The following is a 22,358-nucleotide window of genomic DNA, read 5'->3' as shown; positions in this document are numbered from 1 at the left end:
AGCTCAGCCGCAGCTGGGCAGGTTCTTTTCCTGACGTTTGGCTTCACCCCAAAGGGCGTCCAGCTCGTCAAGGCTACAATCTTCAATGGGGCGGCCACTGTCGCGCAATGCCTGTTCGATAAAGCGAAAACGCCGCTCGAACTTGCGGTTGGCGCGGCGTAGGGCATTTTCCGGGTCCTGCTTGAGGTGCCTGGCCAGGTTGACGGCGGCAAACAGCAGGTCACCGACTTCATCTTCCAACGCATCGGCGTCGCCATCGGCCATGGCCTGAAGCACTTCATCCAGCTCTTCGCGCACCTTGTCCAGCACCGGCAAGGCCGCTGGCCAGTCGAAGCCGACCGTGGCCGCGCGTTTTTGCAGTTTGGCTGCCCGCGACAGCGCCGGCAAGGCTGCCGGCACATCGTCGAGCAGCGAGAGCTGTTCGGGCTGGCTTTTTTCGGCGCGTTCTTCGGCCTTGATCTCTTCCCAGCGTGACTTGACCTGGGCTTCGCTCAGGCTGGGGGTATCCACCGGGGCGTAGAGCTCGCCGGTGGGGAAGACATGCGGATGGCGGCGGATGAGTTTGCGGGTGATGCTGTCGACCACGCCATCAAACTCGAAACGCCCCTCCTCCCGGGCCAGCTGGCTGTAGTAGACCACCTGAAACAGCAAGTCGCCCAGCTCGCCCTGCAGGTGCTCGAAATCGCCGCGTTCGATGGTGTCGGCGACTTCGTAGGCCTCTTCGATGGTATGCGGGACGATGCTCGCGTAGTTCTGCTTCAGGTCCCATGGGCAGCCGTATTGCGGGTCGCGCAGGCGGGCCATGAGGTGCAGCAGGTCGTCGAGGGTGTAGGTCATTCAGGCAGGTCCTTCGGTGGTGGCTTCTTCGCGGGTGAACCTGCTCCCACAGGTGCGGGAGCGGGTTTACCGGCAAAGCAGGCGCCGCGGTCTCAAGGGGTACGGTTACGCCGCGTCTCGATGATGTTCGGCAACTGCGAGATCCGCCCCAGCAGGCGCCCAAGGGCGTCCAGGCCCGGAATCTCGATGGTCAGCGACATCAGCGCGGTGTTGTCTTCCTTGTTCGAGCGGGTGTTCACCGCCAGCACGTTGATCTTCTCGTTCAGCAGTACCTGCGACACGTCGCGCAGCAGGCCGGGGCGGTCGTAGGCGCGGATGACGATGTCGACCGGGTAGGTCTGCACCGGAATCGGCCCCCAGCTGACCTGGATCATGCGCTCCGGCTCCTTGCCGGCCAGCTGCAGTACCGAGGCGCAGTCCTGGCGGTGAATGCTCACGCCGCGGCCCTGGGTGATGTAGCCGACAATGGCGTCGCCGGGCAGCGGCTGGCAGCAGCCGGCCATTTGCGTCAGCAGGTTGCCAACACCCTGGATCTGGATGTCTCCACGCTTGCCGGTACGCGGCCCGGTGGGCTTGCGCGGTACCAGTTCGATCTGCTCGATGCGGTCGGGCTCCAGCAACTGCTGGGCGGCATTGACCAGGTGGGCAAGGCGCAGGTCGCCGGCGCCGAGCGAGGCGAACATGTCCTCGGCGGTCTTGACGTTGGTCTTTTCGGCCAGGCGCTCGAAGTCCACCTGCGGCAGGCCCAGCCGGCTGAGCTCGCGCTCGAGCAAGGTCTTGCCGGCGGCGACGTTCTGGTCGCGCGCCTGCAGCTTGAACCAGTGCACGATCTTGGCCCGCGCCCGCGAGGTGGTGACATAACCCAGGTTGGAGTTCAACCAGTCACGGCTGGGGTTGCCGTGCTTGCTGGTGATGATCTCCACCTGCTCGCCAGTCTGCAGGCTGTAATTGAGCGGCACGATGCGCCCGTTGATCTTGGCGCCGCGGCAGTTGTGACCGATCTCGGTGTGCACGCGGTAGGCGAAGTCCAGCGGCGTGGCCCCCTTGGGCAAGTCGATGGCGTGGCCGTCCGGGGTAAACACATAGACCCGGTCCGGCTCGATGTCGACCCGCAGCTGCTCGGCCAGGCCACCGATGTCGCCCAGCTCCTCGTGCCATTCCAGCACCTGGCGCAGCCAGGAGATCTTTTCTTCGTAATGGTTGGAGCTGGGCTTGACGTCGGTGCCCTTGTAGCGCCAGTGCGCGCACACCCCCAGCTCCGCTTCTTCGTGCATGCCGTGGGTGCGGATCTGCACCTCCAGCACCTTGCCCTCGGGGCCGATCACTGCGGTGTGCAGCGAGCGGTAGCCGTTCTCCTTGGGGTTGGCGATGTAGTCGTCGAACTCCTTGGGGATATGCCGCCACAGGGTGTGCACGATGCCCAGCGCGGTGTAGCAGTCGCGGATTTCCGGGACCAGCACGCGCACGGCGCGCACATCGTAGATCTGGCTGAATTCCAGGCCTTTGCGCTGCATCTTGCGCCAGATCGAATAGATGTGTTTCGCCCGGCCGCTGATGTCGGCATTGACGCCGGTGGCCAGCAGCTCGTTCTGCAGCTGGTTCATCACATCGCTGATGAAGCGCTCGCGGTCCAGCCGGCGCTCGTGCAGCAGCTTGGCGATCTGCTTGTACTGGTCGGGTTCGAGGTAGCGGAAGGACAGGTCTTCCAGCTCCCACTTGATGTGACCAATACCCAGGCGGTGCGCCAGCGGCGCATAGATGTCGAACACCTCGCGTGCGACACGCAGGCGCTTCTCGTCGTCAGCAGCCTTGACCGCGCGGATCGCACAGGTGCGCTCGGCCAGCTTGATCAGGGCCACGCGCACGTCGTCGACCATGGCCACGAGCATCTTGCGCAAGTTCTCGACCTGCGCCTGCGAGCCCAGCACCAGCGACTGCCGTGGGCTGAGGCTGGCGCTGATGGCGGCCATGCGCAGCACGCCGTCGATCAGCTTGGACACCACCGGGCCAAACCGTTGGCTGACCTCGGCCAGGGTGACCTTGCCCTCGCGCACCGAGCGGTAGATGACGGCTGCCACCAGGGAGTCCTGGTCGAGCTTGAGGTCGGCGAGAATTTCGGCGATTTCCAGGCCCGCCTGGAAGCTGGACGTACCGTCCGCCCAGGAATGCTTGGCCGGGTTACCTTTTTTCTCCACCTCATGGGCAAACTCGCAGGCTTCTTTCAGCGCTGCGCGATCCAGTGCTGAATCGACGCTTACCACATGGTCCAGCCATGCTTCGAGATTGATACTGCCGTCAGTATTGACCGGCTGGTGCACTCTCACCTGTACCATCTTTTTTTTACCTTTCCATACAGCGCAGCACTAATGGATGCGCTGGCGATCACCGTGCGGCCGCCATTCCCTGGAAGCCGCACCAAGGGGCCAGTCAGCTAGCCCGCTTCGAATAACGCCATGGCCTCGACATGTGCCGTTTGAGGAAACATGTCGAGAATCCCGGCCCTTTTTAACCGGTACCCCTGGCCGACCAGCACCTGGGCGTCTCGCGCCAGCGTGGCCGGGTTGCACGATACATAGACCAGCCTGCTGGCCTTGAGGCGGGCGATGCCTTGCACCACCTCGAACGCACCGTCGCGCGGTGGATCCAAGAGTACCGCAGAAAAGCCCTCGGCGGCCCATCCGGCGCCTGCCAAAGGCTGCGATAAATCGGCCTGAAAAAACCGTGCGTTATGCACATTGTTGTTCCGGGCATTGGCTGCAGCGCGATCAACCATCGCCTGCACACCTTCCACTGCCACCACCTCGCGAGCCTGTCGGGCCAGCGGCAGGGCAAAGTTGCCCAGGCCGCAGAACAGGTCCAGCACGCGCTCCTCGGCCTGCGGTGCAAGCCAGGCCAGTGCCTGCTCGATCATCGCGGTGTTGACCTGCGCATTCACCTGCACGAAGTCGCCCGGGCGCCAGGCCAGCTCCAGCTGCCACGGCGCCAGGGTAAAGCCGAGTTGCGCCGTCGGATCGACCGGCGCGGGCTCACCTTCGCCTTGCAGCCACAACTGGGCATTGGCCTGCTCGCAAAACGCCTGCAGCTTGGCCAGATCGTCTGCCGGCAGCGGTGCAACATGGCGCACCAATAGCGCCTCGGCGGTGCCACTGAACAATTCCACATGGCCCAGCGCCTGCGGTTTGCCCAGCGAGCGAAGTACGGTCGGCAAGTGGCGCAGAATCGACTGCAAGGGCTGTACCAGCACCGCGCAGTCGTCGATGGCGATGATGTCCTGGCTGGCTTCGGCGCGGAAGCCGACCTCAAGCTGACGCGCCTTGACGTCCCAGCGCACGGCTACCCGGGCCCGGCGCCGGTAGCCGAATTCCGGCCCGCTCAGCGGCGCGGCCCATTCCTCTGGCTGTACCCCGGCTACCCGCTGCAGCTGTTCGGCCAGCGTGCGCTGCTTCAGCGCCAGCTGCGCCTCGTGTGGCAGGTGCTGCACGTTGCAGCCGCCGCAGCGGTCGTAGTAGCGGCACGGTGCTTCACGGCGCTCGGGACTGGCCTGCAGCAAGCGCTCCAGGCGCGCCTCGACCACTTTGCCGCGGGCATTGAGCACCCGCGCCTCCACGGCCTCACCGGCCAGGGCGCCACTGACGAACCAGGTACGCCCCTCGACAAAGGCGATGCCACGGCCATCACCAGCCAGGCGCTCGATTTCCAGGCGCTGTTTCTTGCCCACGGGGACCTGGGCGCTGCGGTTGCCGCCGGCTGGCTGGAAGCGCAGGCCGCTGTTGCTTTTTTTCTTGGACATTTAGCTCGGATCGAACAGGCCGGTGGACAGGTAACGGTCGCCACGGTCGCAGATGATCGCGACCATCGTGGCATTTTCCACTTCGCGGGACAGGCGCAGCATGGCTGCAACCGCACCACCAGAGGACACACCGCAGAAAATGCCCTCTTCACGGGCAAGGCGGCGGGTGGTGTCTTCGGCTTCCTGCTGCGACATGTCGACCACACGGTCGACGCGGGTGGCGTCGAAAATCTTTGGCAGGTACTCCTCGGGCCAGCGGCGGATGCCCGGAATGGCCGAGCCTTCCATCGGCTGCAGGCCGATGATCTGCACAGCGGGGTTCTGCTCCTTCAGGTACTGCGAGCAGCCCATGATGGTGCCGGTGGTGCCCATGGAGCTGACAAAGTGGGTAATGCTGCCCTGGGTCTGCTGCCAGATCTCGGGGCCGGTGCTGTTGTAGTGGGCGATCGGGTTGTCGCCGTTGGCGAACTGGTCGAGGACCATGCCGCGGCCTTCGGCCTGCAGCTTCTCGGCCAGGTCACGGGCGCCTTCCATGCCCTCCTCCTTGGTCACCAGGATCAGCTCGGCACCATAAGCGGTCATGGCAGCCTTGCGCTCGGCGGTGGAGTTGTCGGGCATGATCAGGATCATCTTGTAACCCTTGATCGCCGCCGCCATCGCCAGGGCGATACCGGTATTGCCGGAGGTAGCCTCGATCAGCGTATCGCCGGGCTTGATCTGGCCGCGCAGCTCGGCGCGGGTGATCATCGACAGCGCCGGGCGGTCTTTTACCGAGCCGGCAGGATTGTTACCTTCGAGCTTGAGCAGGAGGGTATTGCTGGTTTCGCCAGCGATGCGCTGCAGGCGAACCAGAGGCGTATTGCCGACGCAATCGGCGATGGTTGGGTACTGCAAGGTCATGGCGTGTTTCACAATCCGGACGGCAGGGGCGCCTATCATACCGGCAAACCCTTCCGGGCCATATCACGCAATCTGTGGTGCATATAGCTACAAGCTATATAAGCCTGATTTGAATGGAATGATTGCCGTCTAGGCCGCTGCGGCGGCCGGCGCATGTAGCGGCAACCTCATCCACAGCCGCAGCCCGCGCTTGCCGTTCTGCGCCCACAGGGTCCCGCCCTGGCGCTGGATGGCACTGCGGGCGATGCTCAGCCCCAGCCCGAAGCCACCGTCCCCGGGCCGTGAACCGTCCAGCCGTGAGAACGGCGCAAAGATCCGCTCCAGGTCATCCTCGGCCACGCCACCGCCTTCATCCTCCAGCCACAGCCACCAGTAACCACCTTCGCGCTGTCCGCCCAGGCGCACCAGGCCACCGGCCGGCGAATGACGGATGGCATTGCGCAACATGTTCTCCAGCGCCTGGGCCAGGTGGTTGAGGTTGCCCTCCACCCAGCAATCGGCCGGCACCTCGCAACGCAGGCGCACAGGCGACCAGCCGCTCTCGTAGCTGGCGTTTTCGGCCAGCAGTTCCCACAGTGCGTGGACCTCGATCGGCTCCAGGTTCATCGGCGCACGTTCGGCGTCCTGCCAGGCCAGCTGCAAGGTGTCCTCGACCAGTTGCTGCATGCAGTCCACTTCACGGGTCAGGCGCTCGCGCAGGCGCTGCAGGTCGGTTTCGCCATCGCAGGCTACCCGCAGCCGGCTCAGCGGCGTGCGCATTTCGTGGGACAAGTCGCGCAGCAACTGCTGCTGCATGGCCACCGTACCCTGCAGCCGCTCGGCCATCTGGTCAAAGGCGCGGGCCAGTTCCCCCAGCTCGTCATGCCGGGCAATGGTGCGCGAGTCGAGGCGTGCCGACAGCTGATCGGCGCGCCAGGCATTGGCCTGCTCGCGCAACTGGTTCAGCGGCACGATCAACATGCGATACAGGCCCACGCACAGCATCAAGGTGAACAGCCCGGGGATGATGCCGTTGGTGACAATGCGCCACAGCAACCGGTGCTGGTCCGGGTTGAACCGCTGCGGCAGTTCGATCACCAGCATGCCCTGCTCCGGCGCCCCCGGGAACGGTATGCGCACCCATGGCTGGTTGACGCTGCGCCGGCTCATGGGCCAGTCGACCCCGCGCAGGCGTGTCAGTCGCTGCATGATCTGCGGGTTCAGGGTGGCACTGTCGAGCGGCCGCAAGTTCAGATCAAGCACACCCACCCAACCCCGTTCGCGCTGGTGCATCGTCGTCACCCAGCGGTCCAGCCCTGTGCGCCCCCCGGTGCGCCAGGCCTGCTCGGCCTCGCCAGCGTAGCCACGCAACGCCTGCCGCGCAGGCTCCGACAGGAAGGCGTTCTGGGTTTCCATGTGCCGGCCCCAGGTGTAGCTGAGGCCGATCATCAGCAGGCAGAAGCCCACCAGCAGGATGGCCAGCTTCCAGAACAGCGAATGGCGGTCGAGCATGCCTCACTCCACCTCGCTGGCGCTGAGCACGTAGCCCTTGCCCCATACCGTGCGAATCTGCCGTTCGTGATAGCCGATGCCCTTGAGCTTGCGACGGATCTGGCTGACGTGCATGTCCAGGCTGCGGTCATGCCGCGAATAGCCACGCTGCAGCACTTGCTGATACAGGAAAGGCTTGCTCAGGACGTCGTCGAGGTTGCGGTTGAGGATGTCGAACAGGCGGAATTCGCTGGGGGTAAGACCTGCCAGGCGGCCATCCAGGCGCACGTCGCACAGCCCCTCGTCGAATTGCAGTTCGCCACAGCCGGCCTGCTCCTGCGGGGCCTGGTGGCGACGCTCCAGCGCCACGCGGCGCAGGATTGCCTCGATGCGCACCCGCAGCTCGGCCATGCTGAACGGCTTGGGCAGGTAATCGTCGGCACCCCGCTGGAAGCCGCTGATGCGGTCTGCCTCGGCGCCCAGCGCCGACATCAGGATCACCGGCGTGGCGCTGCGCGTGCGCAACTGTGCCAGCGCGTCCAGGCCGTTGAGCCCGGGCAGCAGAATATCCATGAGCACCACATCGAACACCTGGCGCCCTGCTGTTTCCAGGCCCTCCAGGCCGTTGCGGCACCAGGTCACCTGAAAACCGCCACGCTGCAATTCTTCATGCAGGTAGGCGCCAAGCACCGGATCATCCTCGATGGCAAGGATGCTGGAGTTGTAAATAGTTACAGGATTCATTGGCAACTGCCATTTATTCTCAATTGCGCGATTATTGAGCATCTAACGCCTGCCAGGCAACCGCCCTGCGACCAATGCCCCTGCAGCGGCGCAAAACACCTACTAAAGAGGTGCAATAGCATCGCAGCCGGAGTAACTTGCCGGCTTGGCCGTCAGCGCTTGACGGCATCCAGGCACATCACAGGAGGCGAGTGTGCTCGATCGCTTGGGAATCCGCAGCCGCGTGTTGCTGCTGGCCCTGCTGCCAGCGGGCCTGATGGCCCTGGTGCTGGGCAGCTACTTTACCTGGTTGCAACAGAACGACCTGCGTACCCAGCTGCTGCAGCGGGGCAAGATGATCGCCGAGCAACTGGCGCCGCTGGCCGCGCCTGCCATGGCCCGACTGGCCCCGGCGCAACTGGAGCGCATCGCCGCGCAAACCCTCGAGCAAACTGATGTGCGCGCAGTTGCCTTCCTTGCCCCGGACCGCACGCGCCTGGCCCACGCCGGCCCCAGCATGCTCAACCAGCCACCCAGCGGCGGCACCGGCACCCAGCTGCTGCAGCGCAGCGGCAATGACGCCACCCGCTACCTGATGCCGGTGTTCGGCCACCACCGCGACCTGGCCACCGATGCCGTACCGGCCGAAGCCGAACGCCTGCTGGGCTGGGTCGAGATAGAGCTGTCGCACGACGGCACGCTGCTGCGCGGGTACCGCAACCTGTTCACCAGCCTGTTGCTGATCCTCGCCTGCATGGTGCTCAGCGGCCTGCTGGCGCTGCGCATGAGCCGCACCATCAACGACCCTATCGAGCGCATCAAGCACGCGGTCAACCAGCTCAAGGACGGCCACCTGGAAGAACGCCTGCCCGCCATGGGCAGCCACGAGCTGGACGAGCTGGGGCGCGGCATCAACCGCATGGCCGAAACCCTGCACAACGCCCACGAGGAGCTGCAGCACAGCATCGACCAGGCCACCGAGGACGTGCGCCAGAACCTGGAAACCATCGAGATCCAGAACATCGAGCTGGACATGGCGCGCAAGGAGGCGCTGGAGGCCAGCCGCATCAAGTCGGAGTTCCTGGCCAACATGAGCCACGAAATCCGCACCCCGCTCAACGGTATCCTCGGCTTTACCCACCTGTTGCAGAAAAGCGAGATGAGCCCGCGCCAGCTGGACTACCTGAGCACCATCGAAAAGTCTGCCGACAACCTGCTGGGCATCATCAACGAGATCCTCGACTTCTCCAAGATCGAGGCCGGCAAGCTGGTCCTCGACAGTATCCCGTTCAACCTGCGCGACCTGATCCAGGACACCCTGACCATCCTCGCCCCGGCCGCCCACGCCAAACAGCTGGAGCTGCTCAGCCTGATCTACCGCGATACGCCCTCGTCGCTGGTCGGCGACCCGCTGCGGCTGAAGCAGATCCTTACCAACCTGGTCAGCAACGCCATCAAGTTCACCCGCGAAGGCACCATCGTCGTGCGTGCCATGCTCGAAGACGAACACGAAGACTACGCCCAGCTGCGCATCAGCGTGCAGGACACCGGTATCGGCCTGTCGCCACAAGATGTGCGCACGCTGTTCCAGGCGTTCAGCCAGGCCGACAACTCGCTGGCCCGCCAGCCTGGCGGTACCGGGCTGGGGCTGGTGATTTCCAAGCGCCTGATCGAGCAGATGGGTGGCGAAATTGGCGTCGACAGCACCCCGGGCGAAGGCTCGCAATTCTGGATCAGCCTCAACCTGCCCAAGGCCCACGACGATATCGAGGAACTGCCGCTGCAGCCGCTGCTGGGCCGCCGTGCTGCCATCGTCGACGGCCACGAGCTGGCGCGCCAGGCGCTGGAGCACCAGCTGGAAGACTGCGGCCTCAGCGTCAGCCTGTTCGCCACCTACGACCAGCTGCTGCAAGCGGTGCAGGCCGCCAGCCAGGCTGGCCAGCCGTTCGAGCTGGCCGTGCTCGGGGCCAACCTGGGCAACCTGTCGCCCGAACAACTGGGCAAATACCACCAGCAGCTCGAGCGCAACCAGTGCCAGTGCGTAGTGTTGTGCCCAACCACCGAGCAGGCGCTGTACCACCCTTACCTGCCCAACGGCCACGGCCAGTTGCTGTCCAAGCCGACCTGCACGCGCAAGCTGCGCCGCCTGCTGCTGGAACTGGTACAACCGCGCCGACCGCTGGGCGAGGTCACCAGCGCCAATGGTCAGCGCCAGCCGAGGATTCTCTGCGTCGATGACAATGCCGCCAACCTGCTGCTGGTGCAGACGCTTCTTGAAGACCTGGGTGCCGAGGTGCTGGCAGTCGACAACGGATATGCCGCGGTACAGGCCGTGCAGGGCGAGCCGTTCGACCTGGTGCTGATGGACGTGCAGATGCCGGGCATGGACGGGCGCGCCTGCACCGAACAGATCCGTCAGTGGGAAAACACCCAAAGCGGCAACCCGCTGCCGATCGTCGCGCTCACCGCGCATGCCATGGCCAACGAAAAACGCGCCTTGCTGCACGGCGGCATGGACGATTACCTGACCAAGCCGATCAGCGAGCGGCAACTGGCCCAGGTGGTGATGAAGTGGACCGGCCTCAGCCTTGGCATGCCGCAGCAATTGCAGGCCGAGCAACTGGTCAATGGCGACGAACTGAAGGTGCTGGACGCTGAGGAAGGCCTGCGCCTGGCGGCTGGCAAAGCCGATCTGGCGGCCGACATGCTGAGCATGCTGCTGGCCTCGCTGGATGCCGACCGCGAAGCCATCCGCAGCGCCCGCGACGCTGATGACCGCGACGGCCTGATCGAACAGGTACACCGCCTGAACGGTGCCTCGCGCTATTGCGGCGTACCGCAATTGCGCGCGGCCTGCCAGCGCAGCGAGACCTTGCTCAAGCAGGAGAGCCCGCTGGTGCAACAGGCCCTGGATGAGCTGGATGCGGCAATCAATCGCCTGGCCGCACAGGCCCGCCTGAGCGCCTGAAATCGAGCAATGATCAAGGAGCCCCACCATGCGCGCATTGTTATTCAGCAGCCAGCACTACGACCAGGAAAGCTTCACCCGCGCCGCCATCGGCAGCAGCCTGGAGCTGCATTTCCAACCCGCCCGCCTGACCCTCGACACCGCCGCGCTGGCGAGCGGCTACGGAGTCGTCTGCGCGTTCATCAACGACGAGCTCGACGCCGGGGTGCTGCAGCGCCTGGCCGAAGGTGGCACACGCCTGATCGCGCTGCGTTCGGCCGGCTACAACCACGTCGACCTGGCCGCCGCCGAGCGTCTGGGCCTGGCGGTAGTACGCGTGCCGGCATACTCGCCACACGCAGTGGCCGAGCACGCCGTGGCACTGATCCTGGCCTTGAACCGGCGCCTGCATCGGGCCTACAACCGCACCCGCGAAGGTGACTTCACCCTGCACGGGCTGACCGGCTTCGACCTGCACGGCAAAACCGTCGGTGTGGTCGGCACCGGCCAGATCGGCGTCGCGTTCGCCCGTATCATGGCCGGTTTCGGCTGCCAGTTGCTGGCCTACGACCCCTACCCCAACCCAGAGCTGCTGGCCCTGGGGGCGCGCTACCTGACATTGCCCGAGCTACTGCGCGAAGCGCGCATCATCAGCCTGCATTGCCCGTTGACCGAGCACACCCGGCACCTGATCAACGCGCACAGCCTGGCGCAACTACAGCCCGGCGCCATGCTGATCAACACCGGCCGCGGCGCACTGGTCGACACCCCGGCACTGATCGACGCGCTGAAAAGCGGCCAGCTCGGCTACCTGGGCCTGGACGTCTATGAAGAAGAAGCACAGCTGTTCTTCGAGGACCGCTCCGACTTGCCGCTGCAGGACGATGTGCTGGCCCGCCTGCTGACGTTCCCCAACGTGATCATCACCGCCCACCAGGCCTTTCTCACCCGCGAGGCGCTGGATGCCATTGCCGCGACCACGCTGGACAACATCAGCCGCTGGGCGGCAGGCAATCCGCAGAATCAGGTCTCGGGTTAATGCTAGGATACGCGGCATTTCTGGAGGACCCATGGTCGAGCACGATTTCCGCTACACCCTTTTCAACCCGCAACACACCCTGATCGAGTGCCGTGCACTGGTGCCGGGCCGCTACCAGGTCACCGGCAACGGTGGCTCGATGCACAAAGGCGATACCCTGCTGGTCACCCTCAAAGGCAGCAAGGACTTGTCCATGCGCCTGACCGTGGAGAGCGTGCGCCACCTGATCAATCCGCGCGGCCAATGGGTTGCCGTGGCCAGCGGCCCGCTGTTCAACGAGCTGGAAATCCTCAGCTGGCAGGTCGAGTGCGACAGCTGCGACGCCGTGCTGGACTTCGAGTTTGCGGTCGACGCCAAGCTGGGCAAGAAAGCCCGCCAGCCAGCCGCCAGCGCGCGTATCGCCGAGCTGGGCTGGGCCAGCCGTGGTGAAAAGCACCTGTGCCCGCGTTGCCAGGAGAGCGCCGAGTGAAGAATCTGCTGACCGGCGCGCTGATTGCCACCGGCCTGCTCGGCTGCGCCGCAGAACCATCCAAGCTGCAACAGGAGCGCAGCTACGTGCTGGAATGGATTGGCGAACGCCCGCTGATCGATTACAGCCACCTGACGCTAACCCTGGCCAGCGACGGCCGTGCCTATGGCAACGGCGGCTGCAACCACTGGTTTGCGCCCTACACGCTGGACGGCAAGCACCTGAGCTTCGGCAAGGTCGGCAAGACCCGCAAGCTGTGCGCGCCGGCGTTGATGGAGCAGGAGAAGCGCTTCCTGCAGGCGCTTGAGACCGTGCAGCGCTGGGATGTGTCGCCGGTGGAGCAAATGCGCTTCTGGCCGGCCAAGGGCAAGCCGCTGCGCTTCTGGCCTGAAGAAGGCTGAAGCGCCAACCTGTACCGGCCTCATCGCCGGCAAGCCAGCTCCCACAAGTACAACGCAGGTTTCAAATGCTGTGCGGTCCTGTGGGAGCTGGCTTGCCGGCGACAGGGCCGGCACAGGCGAATATCAGGCGCCTTTCAGGGCCTTGATCTTGGCCTGCAACCCTTCCAGGGTCTGCTCACCCATCAGTTGCTCACGCACCTTGCCCTTGTCGTCAATGATGTAAGTGACCGGCAGCGCCTCGCTGCGAGGCAGGTCATAGCGCTCGGCCGGGTCCTGGGCCAGCACGGTGAAGCCGATGCCCAGGGTTTCCGCGGCCTGCTTCAGGTCCTGCCCTTGCAAGCCGTCGAAGTTCACCCCCACCACCTTGACGCCGTCGGCAGCCCACTGCTTGGCCGCGCTGTTCAGTTCAGGGATTTCGGTACGGCACGGCCCGCACCATTCAGCCCAGTAGTTGAGCACCAGCCAGTGCCCTTCGATCTGCTCGGCCTTAACCGTATTACCGTGCTGGTCCACGCCATAATCGGCACCGCAACCACCGAGCAACAAGCTCGCGGTGATGGCCAGTACTGCTGCCAGACGCCTTGCCATGGGTCAATCCTTCTCGAGTTTTAAAGCAAATGGGTCAGTCGCTGCGGTTAGAATAGCCGCCACACCCTGCTGGATGCGACCCGACATGACCGACCTGACGCTCTATCATAACCCGCGCTGCTCGAAATCCCGCGGCGCGCTGGAACTGCTCGAAGCCCGCGGCCTGGCGCCGACCATCGTGCGCTACCTCGAGACCCCGCCCGACGCCGCTACCCTCAAGGCCCTGCTCGGCAAGCTGGGCATCGCCCCACGCCAACTGCTGCGCACTGGCGAAGACGAGTACAAAACCCTCAACCTGGCCGACCCGGCGCTGACCGATACGCAACTGATCGAAGCCATGGCCCAACACCCCAAGCTGATCGAACGGCCGATCCTGGTTGCCGGTGACAAGGCCGTGGTCGGTCGCCCGCCAGAAAAAGTGCTGGAGATCCTGCCGTGAGCGCGCCCTTCATCCTGGTGCTGTATTACAGCCGCCATGGTTCGACCAGCGAAATGGCCCGGCACATTGCCCGCGGCGTCGAACTGGCCGGCATGGAGGCGCGGCTGCGTACGGTGCCGGCGATATCCACCGAATGCGAAGCGGTGGCCCCGGACATCCCGGCCAGTGGCGCGCTGTACGCCACCCTGGACGACCTGCGCCACTGCGCCGGGCTGGTACTGGGCAGCCCTACCCGCTTCGGCAACATGGCGGCGCCGCTCAAATACTTCCTCGATGGCACCAGCAGCTTGTGGCTGGGCGGTGAGCTGGTCGGCAAACCGGCTGGCGTGTTCACCTCCACCGCCAGCCTGCACGGCGGCCAGGAAACCACCTTGCTGTCGATGATGCTGCCGCTGATGCACCACGGCATGCTGGTGATGGGCCTGCCCTACAGCGAATCGGCGCTGCTGGACACCCGTGGCGGCGGCACGCCTTATGGCGCCAGCCATCATGCGGGCGCCGATGGCAAGCGTGAACTCGACCCACATGAAATCGCCCTGTGCCGCGCCCTTGGGCAACGCCTGGCGACCACCGCCAAAGCCCTGGAGGCCGCGCGTGGCTAAACAGCCCAAGGTGTTGCCGCCACTGGATTGGCTGGCACCGCGCCTGCGCCTGACGCGGGCGCTGAGCCTTGCGTTGTTCCTTGGCCTGATCGCCCTGCTACTGGTGAACAACCTGTGGTTCGCGAACCTGCATGGGGCACGGGTCGAAGTGATCCTGGCGATCGAGTTGGTACCGCTGCTGCTGTTGCTGCCAGGCATGCTGTCGGGCAGCGCCCGGGCACATGCCTGGACCTGCTTCGTGGTGAATATTTATTTCATCAAGGGCGTGCTGGCAGCGTTCGACCCAGCGCGGGCGGTGTTTGGCTGGCTTGAGGTGCTGGTCAGCCTGGGGCTGTTCATTGCCGGGCTGCTGTATGTGCGCTGGAAGTTCCAGCATGAGCGGCGCATCGCGGGCGAAGGCAGTTGAATTCGGGGGCTGCTCTGCAGCCCAATCGCCGGCAAGCCAGCTCCCACAGATATTGCACAGTACTGAGGACTTGTGAGGTCTCTGTGGGAGCTGGCTTGCCGGCGATTGGGCCGCACAGCGGCCCCAGCAATCTCAATGGTTGACGGTATGCGCCAGCATCACCGAAAGCTGGCACAACGGCCGCCCGCTCTCTTCGTGCCACTGGTTGAACGCCTGCTGGACCAGCGCCAGGTCGCGCAGGCTGGTCGGCTGCTTGTCGATCACCTTCTGCGCAATCAATGCCGCCGCCATGTCATCGGTCGGGATGAACGTATCCTTGCCGACCATGCGCAGAAAGCGCGGTGCCGAGAGCCCGCCCAGCTGGTTGCCGTGCTTGGCCAGGTACTTCCACAAGCCGACGATATCGGTCACTGGCCAGTCGGCGACGAACGCGCCGAAGCTGCCGTGCGCCTTGGCGATATCCAGCACCATCTGGGCATTGCGCGGCACGCTCTTGAGCTTGCCCAGGTGGCGAATGATGCGCTCGTCGTGCATCAGCCGCTCCAGGTGCTCGGCGCCCATCAACACCACCTTCTCCGGGTCGAAGCCGAAGAACACCTGTTCGAACACCGGCCACTTGGCATCCACCAGCCTGTGCTTGAGCCCGGCGCGGAACACGCGCAGGGCCAGGGTCGACAGGTAGCGGTCGTCACTGATGTCGCGCAGTTGCGCCGGGGTGCGCGGCTGCGGCAGGAAGGCCTCCAGGGCCTGGGCCGAGCCAAAACGGTTCAGGCAATACTCGTGCAGCCACTGGTAATCGCGCATGGCTTCAGATGTTCAGCACGTCGAGGAAGCGCGGGGTGGCGCTTTCGTCGATCTTCAGGCTGGTGAAGTCGAACAGGTTGCGGTCGGCCAGTTGCGACGGCGCCACGTTCTGCATGGCGCGGAAGATGCTTTCGGTACGGCCCGGGTGCTTGCGCTCCCACTCCACCAGCATGTCCTTGACCACCTGGCGTTGCAGGTTTTCCTGCGAGCCGCACAGGTTGCAAGGAATGATCGGGAACTCTTTCATATCCGAGTAGGCCTGGATGTCTTTCTCGTGGCAGTAGGCCAGCGGGCGGATCACCACATTGCGGCCGTCGTCGGCACGCAGCTTCGGCGGCATGCCCTTGAGCGCGCCGTTGAAGAACATGTTGAGGAAGAAGGTTTCGACGATGTCGTCGCGGTGGTGCCCCAGCGCCATCTTGGTCGCGCCGATTTCGTCGGCGAAGGTGTACAGGGTGCCACGGCGCAGGCGCGAGCACAGCGAGCAGGTGGTCTTGCCCTCGGGTACCAGCTCCTTGACCACCGAGTAGGTATCCTTCTCGACGATGTGGTAGTCGACGCCCAGTTCCTTCAGGTAGGCCGGCAGCACGTGCTCGGGAAAGCCCGGCTGTTTCTGGTCCATGTTCACCGCGACGATCTCGAACTTGATCGGTGCCACCTTCTGCAGGTGCAACAGAACGTCGAGCATGGTGTAGCTGTCCTTGCCGCCGGACAGGCAGACCATCACCTTGTCGCCATCCTCGATCATGTTGTAGTCGGTGATGGCTTCGCCAGCGAGACGACGCAGGCGTTTTTGCAGTTTGTTCTGGTTGACCGAGAGGGTGCCCATAGCGCTTGGATCCGCGAGGTGTGACAAAAGCCGGCTATTTTACCCACAAACGCGGCATCACTGTAGGCATTCCGACAAAGACTTCAATGTAATCAGCAGCACGCCCTAAAGCGCAATTTGCTCTAAAAAGGCCGGTTTGTGCCGGTAACGGCTTCCTATACTGCGACATAAGGCCACATTACCGCTTGCATCTGTGTTCAGGCCCCTGGCCGCATGCGCTCCATTCGGGGGGCGCTTGGCAACATTGAGAGGAGTGAAGGCATGATTCATCACGTTGTGGGGCTGTTTACCCATCCCGACCAGGAATGGCGGGAAATTCGTGGCGAAGAAGAAACCATCAGCCACATGTACCTGACGCACACCTTGATCCTGGCAGCCATTCCCGCTATTTCGGCGTTCATCGGCACCACCCAGGTTGGCTGGGTGATCGGCGACCGACCCGCCGTGATGCTGACCATGGAAAGCGCGCTCTGGATGAGCATCATGTCTTACCTGGCAATGCTCGGCGGTGTTGCGGTGATGGGCGCGTTCATCCACTGGATGGCGCGCACCTACGATGCCAACCCGTCCATGGCGCAATGCATCGCGTTTGCCACCTACACCGCCACCCCGTTGTTCATCGGCGGCCTGGTCGCGCTGTACCCGCACTTGTGGCTGGGCATGCTGATCGGCACCGCTGCAATCTGCTACACCGTGTACCTGTTGTATGTCGGCTTGCCGACGTTCATGAACATTCCGCCTGACGAAGGCTTTCTGTTCTCCAGCTCGGTGCTGGCGGTAGGCCTTGTGGTACTGGTGGCGATCATGGCCGCCACGGTGATCATCTGGGGACTGGGCGTGGGGCCCGTCTACACCAACTAGAACAGACTCAACCAACACTGGGGCATCAACCAGAGGCCGCCGCGAGGCGGCCTCTGGCTGTGCGCTGACGGGCGGTGGCTCGGCAGGCGGCTCGCGGCTGCGGCATAATGACCAGTCAGGAGAACCATGCCGCCATGCCCGAGTTGCTCAAACAACGCGTCGAAATCTGTTACCAGCAAGCCGAAACCTTCTTCAAACGCCCCTTTCCGCGCCCGGAAGTCAGCTTCAGGCTGCGCGGGCAAAAAGCCGGAGTCGCGCACCTGCACGAGAACCTGCTGCGCTTCAACTTGCAGCTGTACCGGGAAAACCAGGATGATTTCCTGCGTCAGACCGTAGCCCATGAAGTGGCGCATCTGGTGGCCCACCAGCTGTTCGGCGAACGCATCCAGGCCCATGGCGAGGAATGGCAGCTGATCATGCGCGGGGTCTACGAACTGCCGCCCAACCGCTGCCACAACTACGAAGTGCAACGGCGCGTGGCCACTCGCTATATCTACCGCTGCCCGTGCCCGCAGAGTGACTTCCCCTTCACTGCACAGCGCCACAAGCTGGTGCGTCAAGGGCGGCGGTACCTGTGCAAGCGGTGCCGAGCGATTCTGGTGTACAGCGGCGAGACGCGGGTCGAATAGACCGGGTTTTGCCTTGCACCGGCCCTATCGCCGGCAAGCCAGCTCCCACAGGTACAGCAGAGGTTTGGAATGCTGTGCCGAACCTGAGGGAGCTGGCTTGCCGGCGATAGGGCCGGACCAGGCAATGCATGGATACCAGATATAAGAAAGGCGACCCGAGGGTCGCCTTCTTCATACCAGCCTGCGCTTACTTCTCGACGAAAGCACGCTCGATCAGGTAGTCACCCGGCTCACGCATACGGGCCGAAACCTTCAGGCCGAAGCTGTCCAGCACTTCGCTGGTCTCGTCGAGCATGCTCGGGCTGCCGCAGATCATCGCGCGGTCGTCCTGCGGGTTGATCGGTGGCAGGCCGATGTCGCTGAACAGCTTGCCGCTGCGCATCAGGTCGGTCAGGCGACCCTGGTTCTCGAACGGCTCACGGGTCACGGTCGGGTAGTAGATCAGCTTGTCGCGGACCGACTCACCGAAGAACTCGTTCTGCGGCAGGTGTTCGGTGATGAATTCGCGGTAGGCCACTTCGTTCACGTAACGCACGCCGTGCACCAGAATCACCTTTTCGAAGCGCTCGTAGGTTTCCGGGTCCTGGATGACGCTCATGAACGGCGCCAGGCCAGTGCCGGTGCTCAGCAGGTACAGGTGCTTGCCCGGGTTCAGGTCGTCGAGCACCAGAGTACCGGTAGGCTTCTTGCTGATGATGATCTCATCGCCTTCCTTCAAGTGCTGCAGCTGCGAGGTCAGCGGACCGTCCGGCACCTTGATGCTGAAGAACTCCAGGTGCTCTTCCCAGTTCGGCGAAGCGATGGAATAGGCACGCATGAGCGGGCGGCCGGTTTCCTGCTGCAGGCCGATCATCACGAACTGACCGTTCTCGAAGCGCAGCCCCGGGTCGCGGGTGCACTTGAAGCTGAACAGGGTGTCGTTCCAGTGGTGCACACTGAGGACACGTTCGTGGTTCATGTTGCTCATCGATGGGGCTCCTGAAGAAAACGCAGCGCGCAAAACGCGCAGTTGCGCGATAGTTTAGGGGCAGCGACAATATCTGTTAACTGGATTATCAAGATATGTGTTATCGGTTATATCGATATGCGATTCACACTCCGTCAACTGCAAGTCTTCGTCGCCGTAGCCCAGCACCAGAGCGTCTCTCGAGCCGCCAGCCTGCTGGCCTTGTCGCAGTCGGCTGCCAGCACTTCGATCACTGAGCTGGAGCGCCAATCAAGCTGCCAGCTGTTCGACCGTGCCGGCAAGCGCCTGGCGCTGAACGCCCTGGGCCATCAACTGCTGCCCCAGGCTGTGGCCCTGCTCGACCAGGCCAAGGAGATCGAAGACCTGCTCAATGGCAAGTCCGGGTTCGGCTCGCTGGCGGTCGGCGCCACGCTGACCATCGGCAACTACCTGGCCACCCTGCTGATCGGCAGCTTCATGCAGAGCCACCCGGAAAGCCAGGTAAAACTGCATGTACAGAACACCGTGCATATTGTGCAGCAAGTGGCTCACTACGAAATTGATCTGGGTCTGATCGAGGGGGATTGCAACCACCCGGACCTGGAAGTACAGCCATGGGTAGAGGATGAGCTGGTGGTGTTCTGCGCGCCGCAGCACCCGCTGGCCAAGCTGGGCCGCGCCGACATCGAAAGCCTGTCGCAAGAGGCGTGGATACTGCGTGAGCAAGGCTCGGGCACGCGCCTGACCTTCGATCAGGCCATGCGCCATCACCGCGCCAACCTCAATATACGCCTGGAGCTGGAGCACACCGAGGCGATCAAGCGGGCGGTGGAGTCAGGCCTGGGTATCGGCTGCATATCGCGCCTGGCCCTGCGTGACGCATTCCGCCGCGGCAGCCTGGTGCCGGTGGAAACCCCCGAACTGGACCTGATGCGCCAGTTCTACTTCATCTGGCACAAACAGAAGTACCAGACCTCGGCCATGCGCGAGTTCCTCGAGCTATGCCGCAACTTCACCGCGGGCTTTACCCGCAGTGATGAAATCGTGCTGCCGCCGATCGCTTAAAGCAGGATCACGCCCCACACCAGCGCCACCATGGTCAGCGCCACCAGCTGCGCAGCGCTGCCCATGTCCTTGGCGTTTTTCGACAAGGGGTGGCGCTCCAGCGAAATGCGGTCGATGGCAGCTTCGACTGCCGAGTTGAACAGCTCGACGATCAACCCCAGCAGGCACACCGCGATCATGATCGCCCGCTCGGCGCGGCTGACCGGCAGCCAGAACGCAATCGGGATCAGCAGCACGTTAAGCAGCACCAGTTGGCGAAACGCCGCCTCGCCCTTGAAAGCGGCGCGCAGGCCGTCCAGTGAGTACCCGGCAGCGTTGAAAATGCGTTTGAGGCCGGTCTGGCCCTTGAATGGCGATGTCATGTGAGTCACTTAACGACAGAAAGGCCAGCAGACTAGACCGGCACGGGTCAAAAAAGCGTGAAGCCAGGCGCAGTCAGTTGCTGGCAACCGATTCAAGTTGTTGCAGCAACAGCGCGGCCTGGGTCCGGGTACGCACCCCCAGCTTGCGGAAGATCGCGGTCACGTGGGCCTTGATGGTCGCTTCGGAGACGCTGAGCTCATAGGCAATCTGCTTGTTCAGCAAGCCTTCGCAGACCATGGTCAGCACGCGGAACTGTTGCGGCGTGAGGCTGGCCAGGCCTTCGCTGGCGGCTTTGGCCTCGGCCGATACATCGACCTTCTCGAACGCCTGCGGTGGCCACCAGACCTCGCCGTCGAGCACCTTGCGCACGGCATCCTGAATCACTTCCAGGGTGCTGGACTTGGGGATGAAACCGCTGGCGCCGAACTCGCGGGACTTGACCACCACGGCGGCCTCTTCCTGGGCCGAAACCATCACCACGGGGATCTGCGGGTATTGCCCGCGTAGCAGCACCAGCCCGGAAAAACCGTAGGCCCCCGGCATGTTCAAATCCAGCAACACCAGGTCCCAGTCGGCTTTTTCGCTCAGGCGGGCTTCCAGCTCGGCAATGCTCGCGACTTCGACCAGGCGTACATCCGGGCCCAGGCCAAGGGTAACGGCCTGGCGCAGAGCGCCACGGAACAGTGGGTGGTCATCGGCAATCAGGATTTCGTAAGTGGCCATCGATCTAGGGATCCTGTTCTGTGCCGGGCGTTCGGGGGTAAGGGAAGCGCCCGGTGGGGAATCGGCGCCAAGGAGGCCGAGCACGGTCGAGGATGATCAAGCCAATCGCCCTGCCGTCTCGCCCACCCTGGCTGCCAGCTCCGTCATTATGAACCAAAGCAGGGGTTGTGCCCCTTGGACTATAGGAAGGTATGCAAACGCTGGTGGGTGTCGTCCTGGTCGTCCAGCGGCAAGCGCCGCTTGCCGCTCAGGTAATGCAGGCTGAACACATCCAGGTAGGCATCCAGCGCCTGCGAGGCCTGACTGTCACCGGCAAGGTCCAGGCACATGGCCGCGACTTCCGCCGTGCAGAAGTGATCGTCCCGCTTGGAGCGTCGCAGACGGTAGCGGGACATCTGCTCGGCCTCCAGGCTCAACACCGGGAAGCGGTCGAGGTACGGGCTTTTGCGAAACATCTTGCGCGCTTCGGTCCAGGTGGCATCCAGCAGGATGAACAGCGGGCGTTTGCCCGGCTCACGCACCACTTCAGTGACAACCCGCTCCTGGGCGACGAACTCGCCAGGGAAGACGATATAGGGCTGCCAGCGCGGGTCGTCGAGCAAGGCCAGCAAGCCCTCGTCTACCGAGGTACGCAGCCAGCCAAAGGCGGCGGTGTCGTCGATCAGGTCGGCAATCAGCCAGCCGGTGTTGGTGGGCTTCAACGGCTCGGTGTCGTGCATCAGCAGGCATACACCCGATTCGGCCTGCACGCGGGGTTTCCAGGCGCACAGGCAATGGGTGGCGATGACCCGGCAAGCCGGGCAGCGCTCGGCACGTGAGCCGCGGGCGATGAAAGGCTTGACGCTGCGGGCCAGACGTTCGGCGCGCAGGCGCGCTACCGCATGGCTCATGCCGGCAGGCCTCTGGACAGGTTGGAAATGGGCACAAGGATGGCTCGAAAAAAACAAGGGAGCCAGTTTACCAGAACGGCGGCCATTTGCTGTGCAGGTGGCAAGGCGGCCCTTATAATCGACACTTTACCGAGCCTGAACTTCACGCCAGCGTGGTTCACGGAACACCGCCGGCCCGCGCATGTCAAAGCGCCAGTCATCGAACCAGGAGAGATTCATGCTGCGCCTTATAGCCCCCGCCCTGAGCCTGCTACTCGCTCTGCCCCTGGCAGCCCACGCGGCTTCCAAGCAGGATTACGACCTGAACAAGACGTTGCAGAAGGTCGCCAAGGAGAGCAGCGTCGGCACCCCGCGCGCAATCAACGAGGACATCCTCGACCAGGGCTACACCGTAGAAGGCAAGGCACTGGTCAACCACCTGAGCGTGCGCCAGAGCCACGCCGAGCGCATGCAGGCCAACCCGGCGCAGGTGCGCAGCCAGCTAGGCGACAGCGTCTGCCGTAACAGCGGCTACCGCAACCTGATGTCCAAAGGTGCGGTAATGGTCTACCGCTTTACCGTCTACAAGACCAACCAGCCGGTCATGGATCAGGCCTTCGACAGCGCCAGCTGCGTGGCAGGCAACAAGAAGAAGTAA

The 22,358-nt window shown here is 63.9% G+C and carries 24 protein-coding genes; 11 read left to right on the top strand and 13 right to left on the bottom strand.

Annotated elements, in window-relative coordinates; translation table 11 throughout:
* Positions 1-3: 3 nt before the first annotated feature.
* From mazG to AC5O5I_RS05670, 6 genes are all read right to left on the bottom strand, one after another.
* Complete coding sequence (gene mazG / locus AC5O5I_RS05695) at positions 4-837, bottom strand: nucleoside triphosphate pyrophosphohydrolase (protein ID WP_172229551.1); 834 nt, start codon at positions 835-837, stop codon at positions 4-6.
* Positions 838-929: 92 nt separating this feature from the next.
* A complete protein-coding gene (gene relA / locus AC5O5I_RS05690; protein ID WP_172229553.1) occupies positions 930-3,170 on the bottom strand; it encodes a GTP diphosphokinase in 2,241 nt (746 codons plus the stop codon).
* 98 nt (positions 3,171-3,268) lie between these two features.
* The gene (rlmD, locus tag AC5O5I_RS05685; protein WP_172287300.1) at positions 3,269-4,627 is read right to left on the bottom strand and encodes a 23S rRNA (uracil(1939)-C(5))-methyltransferase RlmD; all 1,359 of its coding nucleotides are present in this window, start codon (positions 4,625-4,627) and stop codon (positions 3,269-3,271) included.
* Positions 4,628-5,527 carry a cysteine synthase CysM gene (gene cysM / locus AC5O5I_RS05680; RefSeq protein ID WP_172224625.1) on the bottom strand — a complete coding sequence of 300 codons (900 nt, stop codon included), beginning with the start codon at positions 5,525-5,527 and terminating at the stop codon, positions 4,628-4,630.
* Between the two features lie 129 nt (positions 5,528-5,656).
* Positions 5,657-7,018, bottom strand: a complete 1,362-nt coding sequence (locus AC5O5I_RS05675; protein WP_172287301.1) for a sensor histidine kinase — start codon at positions 7,016-7,018, stop codon at positions 5,657-5,659.
* A 3-nt stretch (positions 7,019-7,021) separates the two neighbouring features.
* Positions 7,022-7,741: a response regulator transcription factor gene (locus tag AC5O5I_RS05670; protein WP_172224619.1), complete on the bottom strand. Its 720-nt coding sequence runs from the start codon at positions 7,739-7,741 to the stop codon at positions 7,022-7,024.
* Between the two features lie 193 nt (positions 7,742-7,934).
* On the opposite strand from AC5O5I_RS05670, the gene AC5O5I_RS05665 reads away from it, so the two are divergent.
* From AC5O5I_RS05665 to AC5O5I_RS05650, 4 genes are read left to right on the top strand one after another with little or no spacing between them, the layout of a single operon-like run.
* Positions 7,935-10,688, top strand: a complete 2,754-nt coding sequence (locus AC5O5I_RS05665) for a response regulator (protein WP_494512191.1) — start codon at positions 7,935-7,937, stop codon at positions 10,686-10,688.
* Positions 10,689-10,716: 28 nt separating this feature from the next.
* Positions 10,717-11,706 carry a 2-hydroxyacid dehydrogenase gene (locus AC5O5I_RS05660; protein ID WP_494512190.1) on the top strand — a complete coding sequence of 330 codons (990 nt, stop codon included), beginning with the start codon at positions 10,717-10,719 and terminating at the stop codon, positions 11,704-11,706.
* Positions 11,707-11,737: 31 nt separating this feature from the next.
* Entirely contained in the window at positions 11,738-12,175 is a 438-nt protein-coding gene (locus AC5O5I_RS05655; RefSeq protein ID WP_172224610.1) for a hypothetical protein, read from the top strand.
* Entirely contained in the window at positions 12,172-12,576 is a 405-nt protein-coding gene (locus AC5O5I_RS05650) for an META domain-containing protein (protein WP_494512189.1), read from the top strand. The genes AC5O5I_RS05655 and AC5O5I_RS05650 overlap by 4 nt, the downstream gene beginning before the upstream one ends.
* A 123-nt stretch (positions 12,577-12,699) precedes the next feature.
* Here the strand turns inward: AC5O5I_RS05650 and AC5O5I_RS05645 are convergent, their stop codons facing one another.
* Complete coding sequence (locus AC5O5I_RS05645; protein WP_172224604.1) at positions 12,700-13,164, bottom strand: peroxiredoxin family protein; 465 nt, start codon at positions 13,162-13,164, stop codon at positions 12,700-12,702.
* A gap of 85 nt (positions 13,165-13,249) precedes the next feature.
* Between AC5O5I_RS05645 and arsC the strand changes: the two genes are divergently transcribed.
* Genes arsC through AC5O5I_RS05630 form a run of 3 tightly spaced genes read left to right on the top strand, consistent with a single transcriptional unit; the run spans position 13,250 to position 14,611 of the window.
* Positions 13,250-13,603 carry an arsenate reductase (glutaredoxin) gene (gene arsC, locus AC5O5I_RS05640; protein ID WP_172224601.1) on the top strand — a complete coding sequence of 118 codons (354 nt, stop codon included), beginning with the start codon at positions 13,250-13,252 and terminating at the stop codon, positions 13,601-13,603.
* The gene (gene wrbA / locus AC5O5I_RS05635) at positions 13,600-14,205 is read left to right on the top strand and encodes an NAD(P)H:quinone oxidoreductase (protein WP_172224597.1); all 606 of its coding nucleotides are present in this window, start codon (positions 13,600-13,602) and stop codon (positions 14,203-14,205) included. The genes arsC and wrbA overlap by 4 nt, the downstream gene beginning before the upstream one ends.
* Positions 14,198-14,611 carry a DUF2069 domain-containing protein gene (locus AC5O5I_RS05630; RefSeq protein WP_172224595.1) on the top strand — a complete coding sequence of 138 codons (414 nt, stop codon included), beginning with the start codon at positions 14,198-14,200 and terminating at the stop codon, positions 14,609-14,611. The genes wrbA and AC5O5I_RS05630 overlap by 8 nt, the downstream gene beginning before the upstream one ends.
* Before the next feature lie 132 nt (positions 14,612-14,743).
* On the opposite strand, the gene AC5O5I_RS05625 is transcribed toward AC5O5I_RS05630, so the two are convergent.
* Positions 14,744-15,415, bottom strand: a complete 672-nt coding sequence (locus tag AC5O5I_RS05625) for a DNA-3-methyladenine glycosylase I (protein ID WP_494512188.1) — start codon at positions 15,413-15,415, stop codon at positions 14,744-14,746.
* A gap of 4 nt (positions 15,416-15,419) precedes the next feature.
* On the bottom strand, positions 15,420-16,244 hold the full coding sequence (gene ttcA / locus AC5O5I_RS05620; RefSeq protein ID WP_172224588.1) for a tRNA 2-thiocytidine(32) synthetase TtcA: 825 nt from the start codon (positions 16,242-16,244) through the stop codon (positions 15,420-15,422).
* Positions 16,245-16,505: 261 nt separating this feature from the next.
* Between ttcA and AC5O5I_RS05615 the strand changes: the two genes are divergently transcribed.
* On the top strand, positions 16,506-17,105 hold the full coding sequence (locus tag AC5O5I_RS05615; RefSeq protein WP_172224585.1) for a Yip1 family protein: 600 nt from the start codon (positions 16,506-16,508) through the stop codon (positions 17,103-17,105).
* Positions 17,106-17,212: 107 nt separating this feature from the next.
* Complete coding sequence (locus AC5O5I_RS05610; RefSeq protein WP_172285384.1) at positions 17,213-17,734, top strand: SprT family zinc-dependent metalloprotease; 522 nt, start codon at positions 17,213-17,215, stop codon at positions 17,732-17,734.
* Positions 17,735-17,921: 187 nt separating this feature from the next.
* Here the strand turns inward: AC5O5I_RS05610 and fpr are convergent, their stop codons facing one another.
* Positions 17,922-18,701: a ferredoxin-NADP reductase gene (gene fpr / locus AC5O5I_RS05605; RefSeq protein ID WP_033700840.1), complete on the bottom strand. Its 780-nt coding sequence runs from the start codon at positions 18,699-18,701 to the stop codon at positions 17,922-17,924.
* Between the two features lie 117 nt (positions 18,702-18,818).
* On the opposite strand from fpr, the gene finR reads away from it, so the two are divergent.
* The gene (finR, locus tag AC5O5I_RS05600) at positions 18,819-19,745 is read left to right on the top strand and encodes a LysR family transcriptional regulator FinR (RefSeq protein ID WP_172224577.1); all 927 of its coding nucleotides are present in this window, start codon (positions 18,819-18,821) and stop codon (positions 19,743-19,745) included.
* Here finR and AC5O5I_RS05595 read toward each other — a convergent pair.
* The 3 genes from AC5O5I_RS05595 to AC5O5I_RS05585 all read right to left on the bottom strand — a co-directional run bounded on the left by AC5O5I_RS05595 (position 19,742) and on the right by AC5O5I_RS05585 (position 21,721).
* Entirely contained in the window at positions 19,742-20,107 is a 366-nt protein-coding gene (locus AC5O5I_RS05595) for a diacylglycerol kinase (protein ID WP_010952700.1), read from the bottom strand. The genes finR and AC5O5I_RS05595 overlap by 4 nt on opposite strands.
* 73 nt (positions 20,108-20,180) lie before the next feature.
* Positions 20,181-20,831 carry a response regulator transcription factor ErdR gene (erdR, locus tag AC5O5I_RS05590; protein WP_172224574.1) on the bottom strand — a complete coding sequence of 217 codons (651 nt, stop codon included), beginning with the start codon at positions 20,829-20,831 and terminating at the stop codon, positions 20,181-20,183.
* A 179-nt stretch (positions 20,832-21,010) separates the two neighbouring features.
* On the bottom strand, positions 21,011-21,721 hold the full coding sequence (locus AC5O5I_RS05585; protein ID WP_172224571.1) for a tRNA-uridine aminocarboxypropyltransferase: 711 nt from the start codon (positions 21,719-21,721) through the stop codon (positions 21,011-21,013).
* A gap of 217 nt (positions 21,722-21,938) precedes the next feature.
* On the opposite strand from AC5O5I_RS05585, the gene AC5O5I_RS05580 reads away from it, so the two are divergent.
* A complete protein-coding gene (locus AC5O5I_RS05580; protein WP_172285383.1) occupies positions 21,939-22,358 on the top strand; it encodes a quorum-sensing-regulated virulence factor family protein in 420 nt (139 codons plus the stop codon).

Source organism: Pseudomonas sp. 9_2_1 (assembly GCF_059295275.1).
Note: the sequence above shows the minus strand (reverse complement) of the source record. Positions and strands in the feature narration are given on the sequence as shown.

Excerpts from the sequence above, each read along its gene's own strand:
- arsC (WP_172224601.1), top strand. The coding sequence starts at position 13,250 with ATGACCGACCTGACGCTCTATCATAACCCGCGCTGCTCGAAATCCCGC.
- AC5O5I_RS05625 (WP_494512188.1), bottom strand. The coding sequence starts at position 15,415 with ATGCGCGATTACCAGTGGCTGCACGAGTATTGCCTGAACCGTTTTGGC.
- finR (WP_172224577.1), top strand. The coding sequence starts at position 18,819 with ATGCGATTCACACTCCGTCAACTGCAAGTCTTCGTCGCCGTAGCCCAG.
- ttcA (WP_172224588.1), bottom strand. The coding sequence starts at position 16,244 with ATGGGCACCCTCTCGGTCAACCAGAACAAACTGCAAAAACGCCTGCGT.
- AC5O5I_RS05645 (WP_172224604.1), bottom strand. The coding sequence starts at position 13,164 with ATGGCAAGGCGTCTGGCAGCAGTACTGGCCATCACCGCGAGCTTGTTG.
- AC5O5I_RS05595 (WP_010952700.1), bottom strand. The coding sequence starts at position 20,107 with ATGACATCGCCATTCAAGGGCCAGACCGGCCTCAAACGCATTTTCAAC.
- AC5O5I_RS05585 (WP_172224571.1), bottom strand. The coding sequence starts at position 21,721 with ATGAGCCATGCGGTAGCGCGCCTGCGCGCCGAACGTCTGGCCCGCAGC.
- mazG (WP_172229551.1), bottom strand. The coding sequence starts at position 837 with ATGACCTACACCCTCGACGACCTGCTGCACCTCATGGCCCGCCTGCGC.
- AC5O5I_RS05670 (WP_172224619.1), bottom strand. The coding sequence starts at position 7,741 with ATGAATCCTGTAACTATTTACAACTCCAGCATCCTTGCCATCGAGGAT.
- erdR (WP_172224574.1), bottom strand. The coding sequence starts at position 20,831 with ATGGCCACTTACGAAATCCTGATTGCCGATGACCACCCACTGTTCCGT.
- AC5O5I_RS05675 (WP_172287301.1), bottom strand. The coding sequence starts at position 7,018 with ATGCTCGACCGCCATTCGCTGTTCTGGAAGCTGGCCATCCTGCTGGTG.
- AC5O5I_RS05580 (WP_172285383.1), top strand. The coding sequence starts at position 21,939 with ATGCTGCGCCTTATAGCCCCCGCCCTGAGCCTGCTACTCGCTCTGCCC.
- AC5O5I_RS05655 (WP_172224610.1), top strand. The coding sequence starts at position 11,738 with ATGGTCGAGCACGATTTCCGCTACACCCTTTTCAACCCGCAACACACC.
- rlmD (WP_172287300.1), bottom strand. The coding sequence starts at position 4,627 with ATGTCCAAGAAAAAAAGCAACAGCGGCCTGCGCTTCCAGCCAGCCGGC.
- fpr (WP_033700840.1), bottom strand. The coding sequence starts at position 18,701 with ATGAGCAACATGAACCACGAACGTGTCCTCAGTGTGCACCACTGGAAC.
- relA (WP_172229553.1), bottom strand. The coding sequence starts at position 3,170 with ATGGTACAGGTGAGAGTGCACCAGCCGGTCAATACTGACGGCAGTATC.
- AC5O5I_RS05615 (WP_172224585.1), top strand. The coding sequence starts at position 16,506 with ATGATTCATCACGTTGTGGGGCTGTTTACCCATCCCGACCAGGAATGG.
- cysM (WP_172224625.1), bottom strand. The coding sequence starts at position 5,527 with ATGACCTTGCAGTACCCAACCATCGCCGATTGCGTCGGCAATACGCCT.
- AC5O5I_RS05660 (WP_494512190.1), top strand. The coding sequence starts at position 10,717 with ATGCGCGCATTGTTATTCAGCAGCCAGCACTACGACCAGGAAAGCTTC.
- AC5O5I_RS05610 (WP_172285384.1), top strand. The coding sequence starts at position 17,213 with ATGACCAGTCAGGAGAACCATGCCGCCATGCCCGAGTTGCTCAAACAA.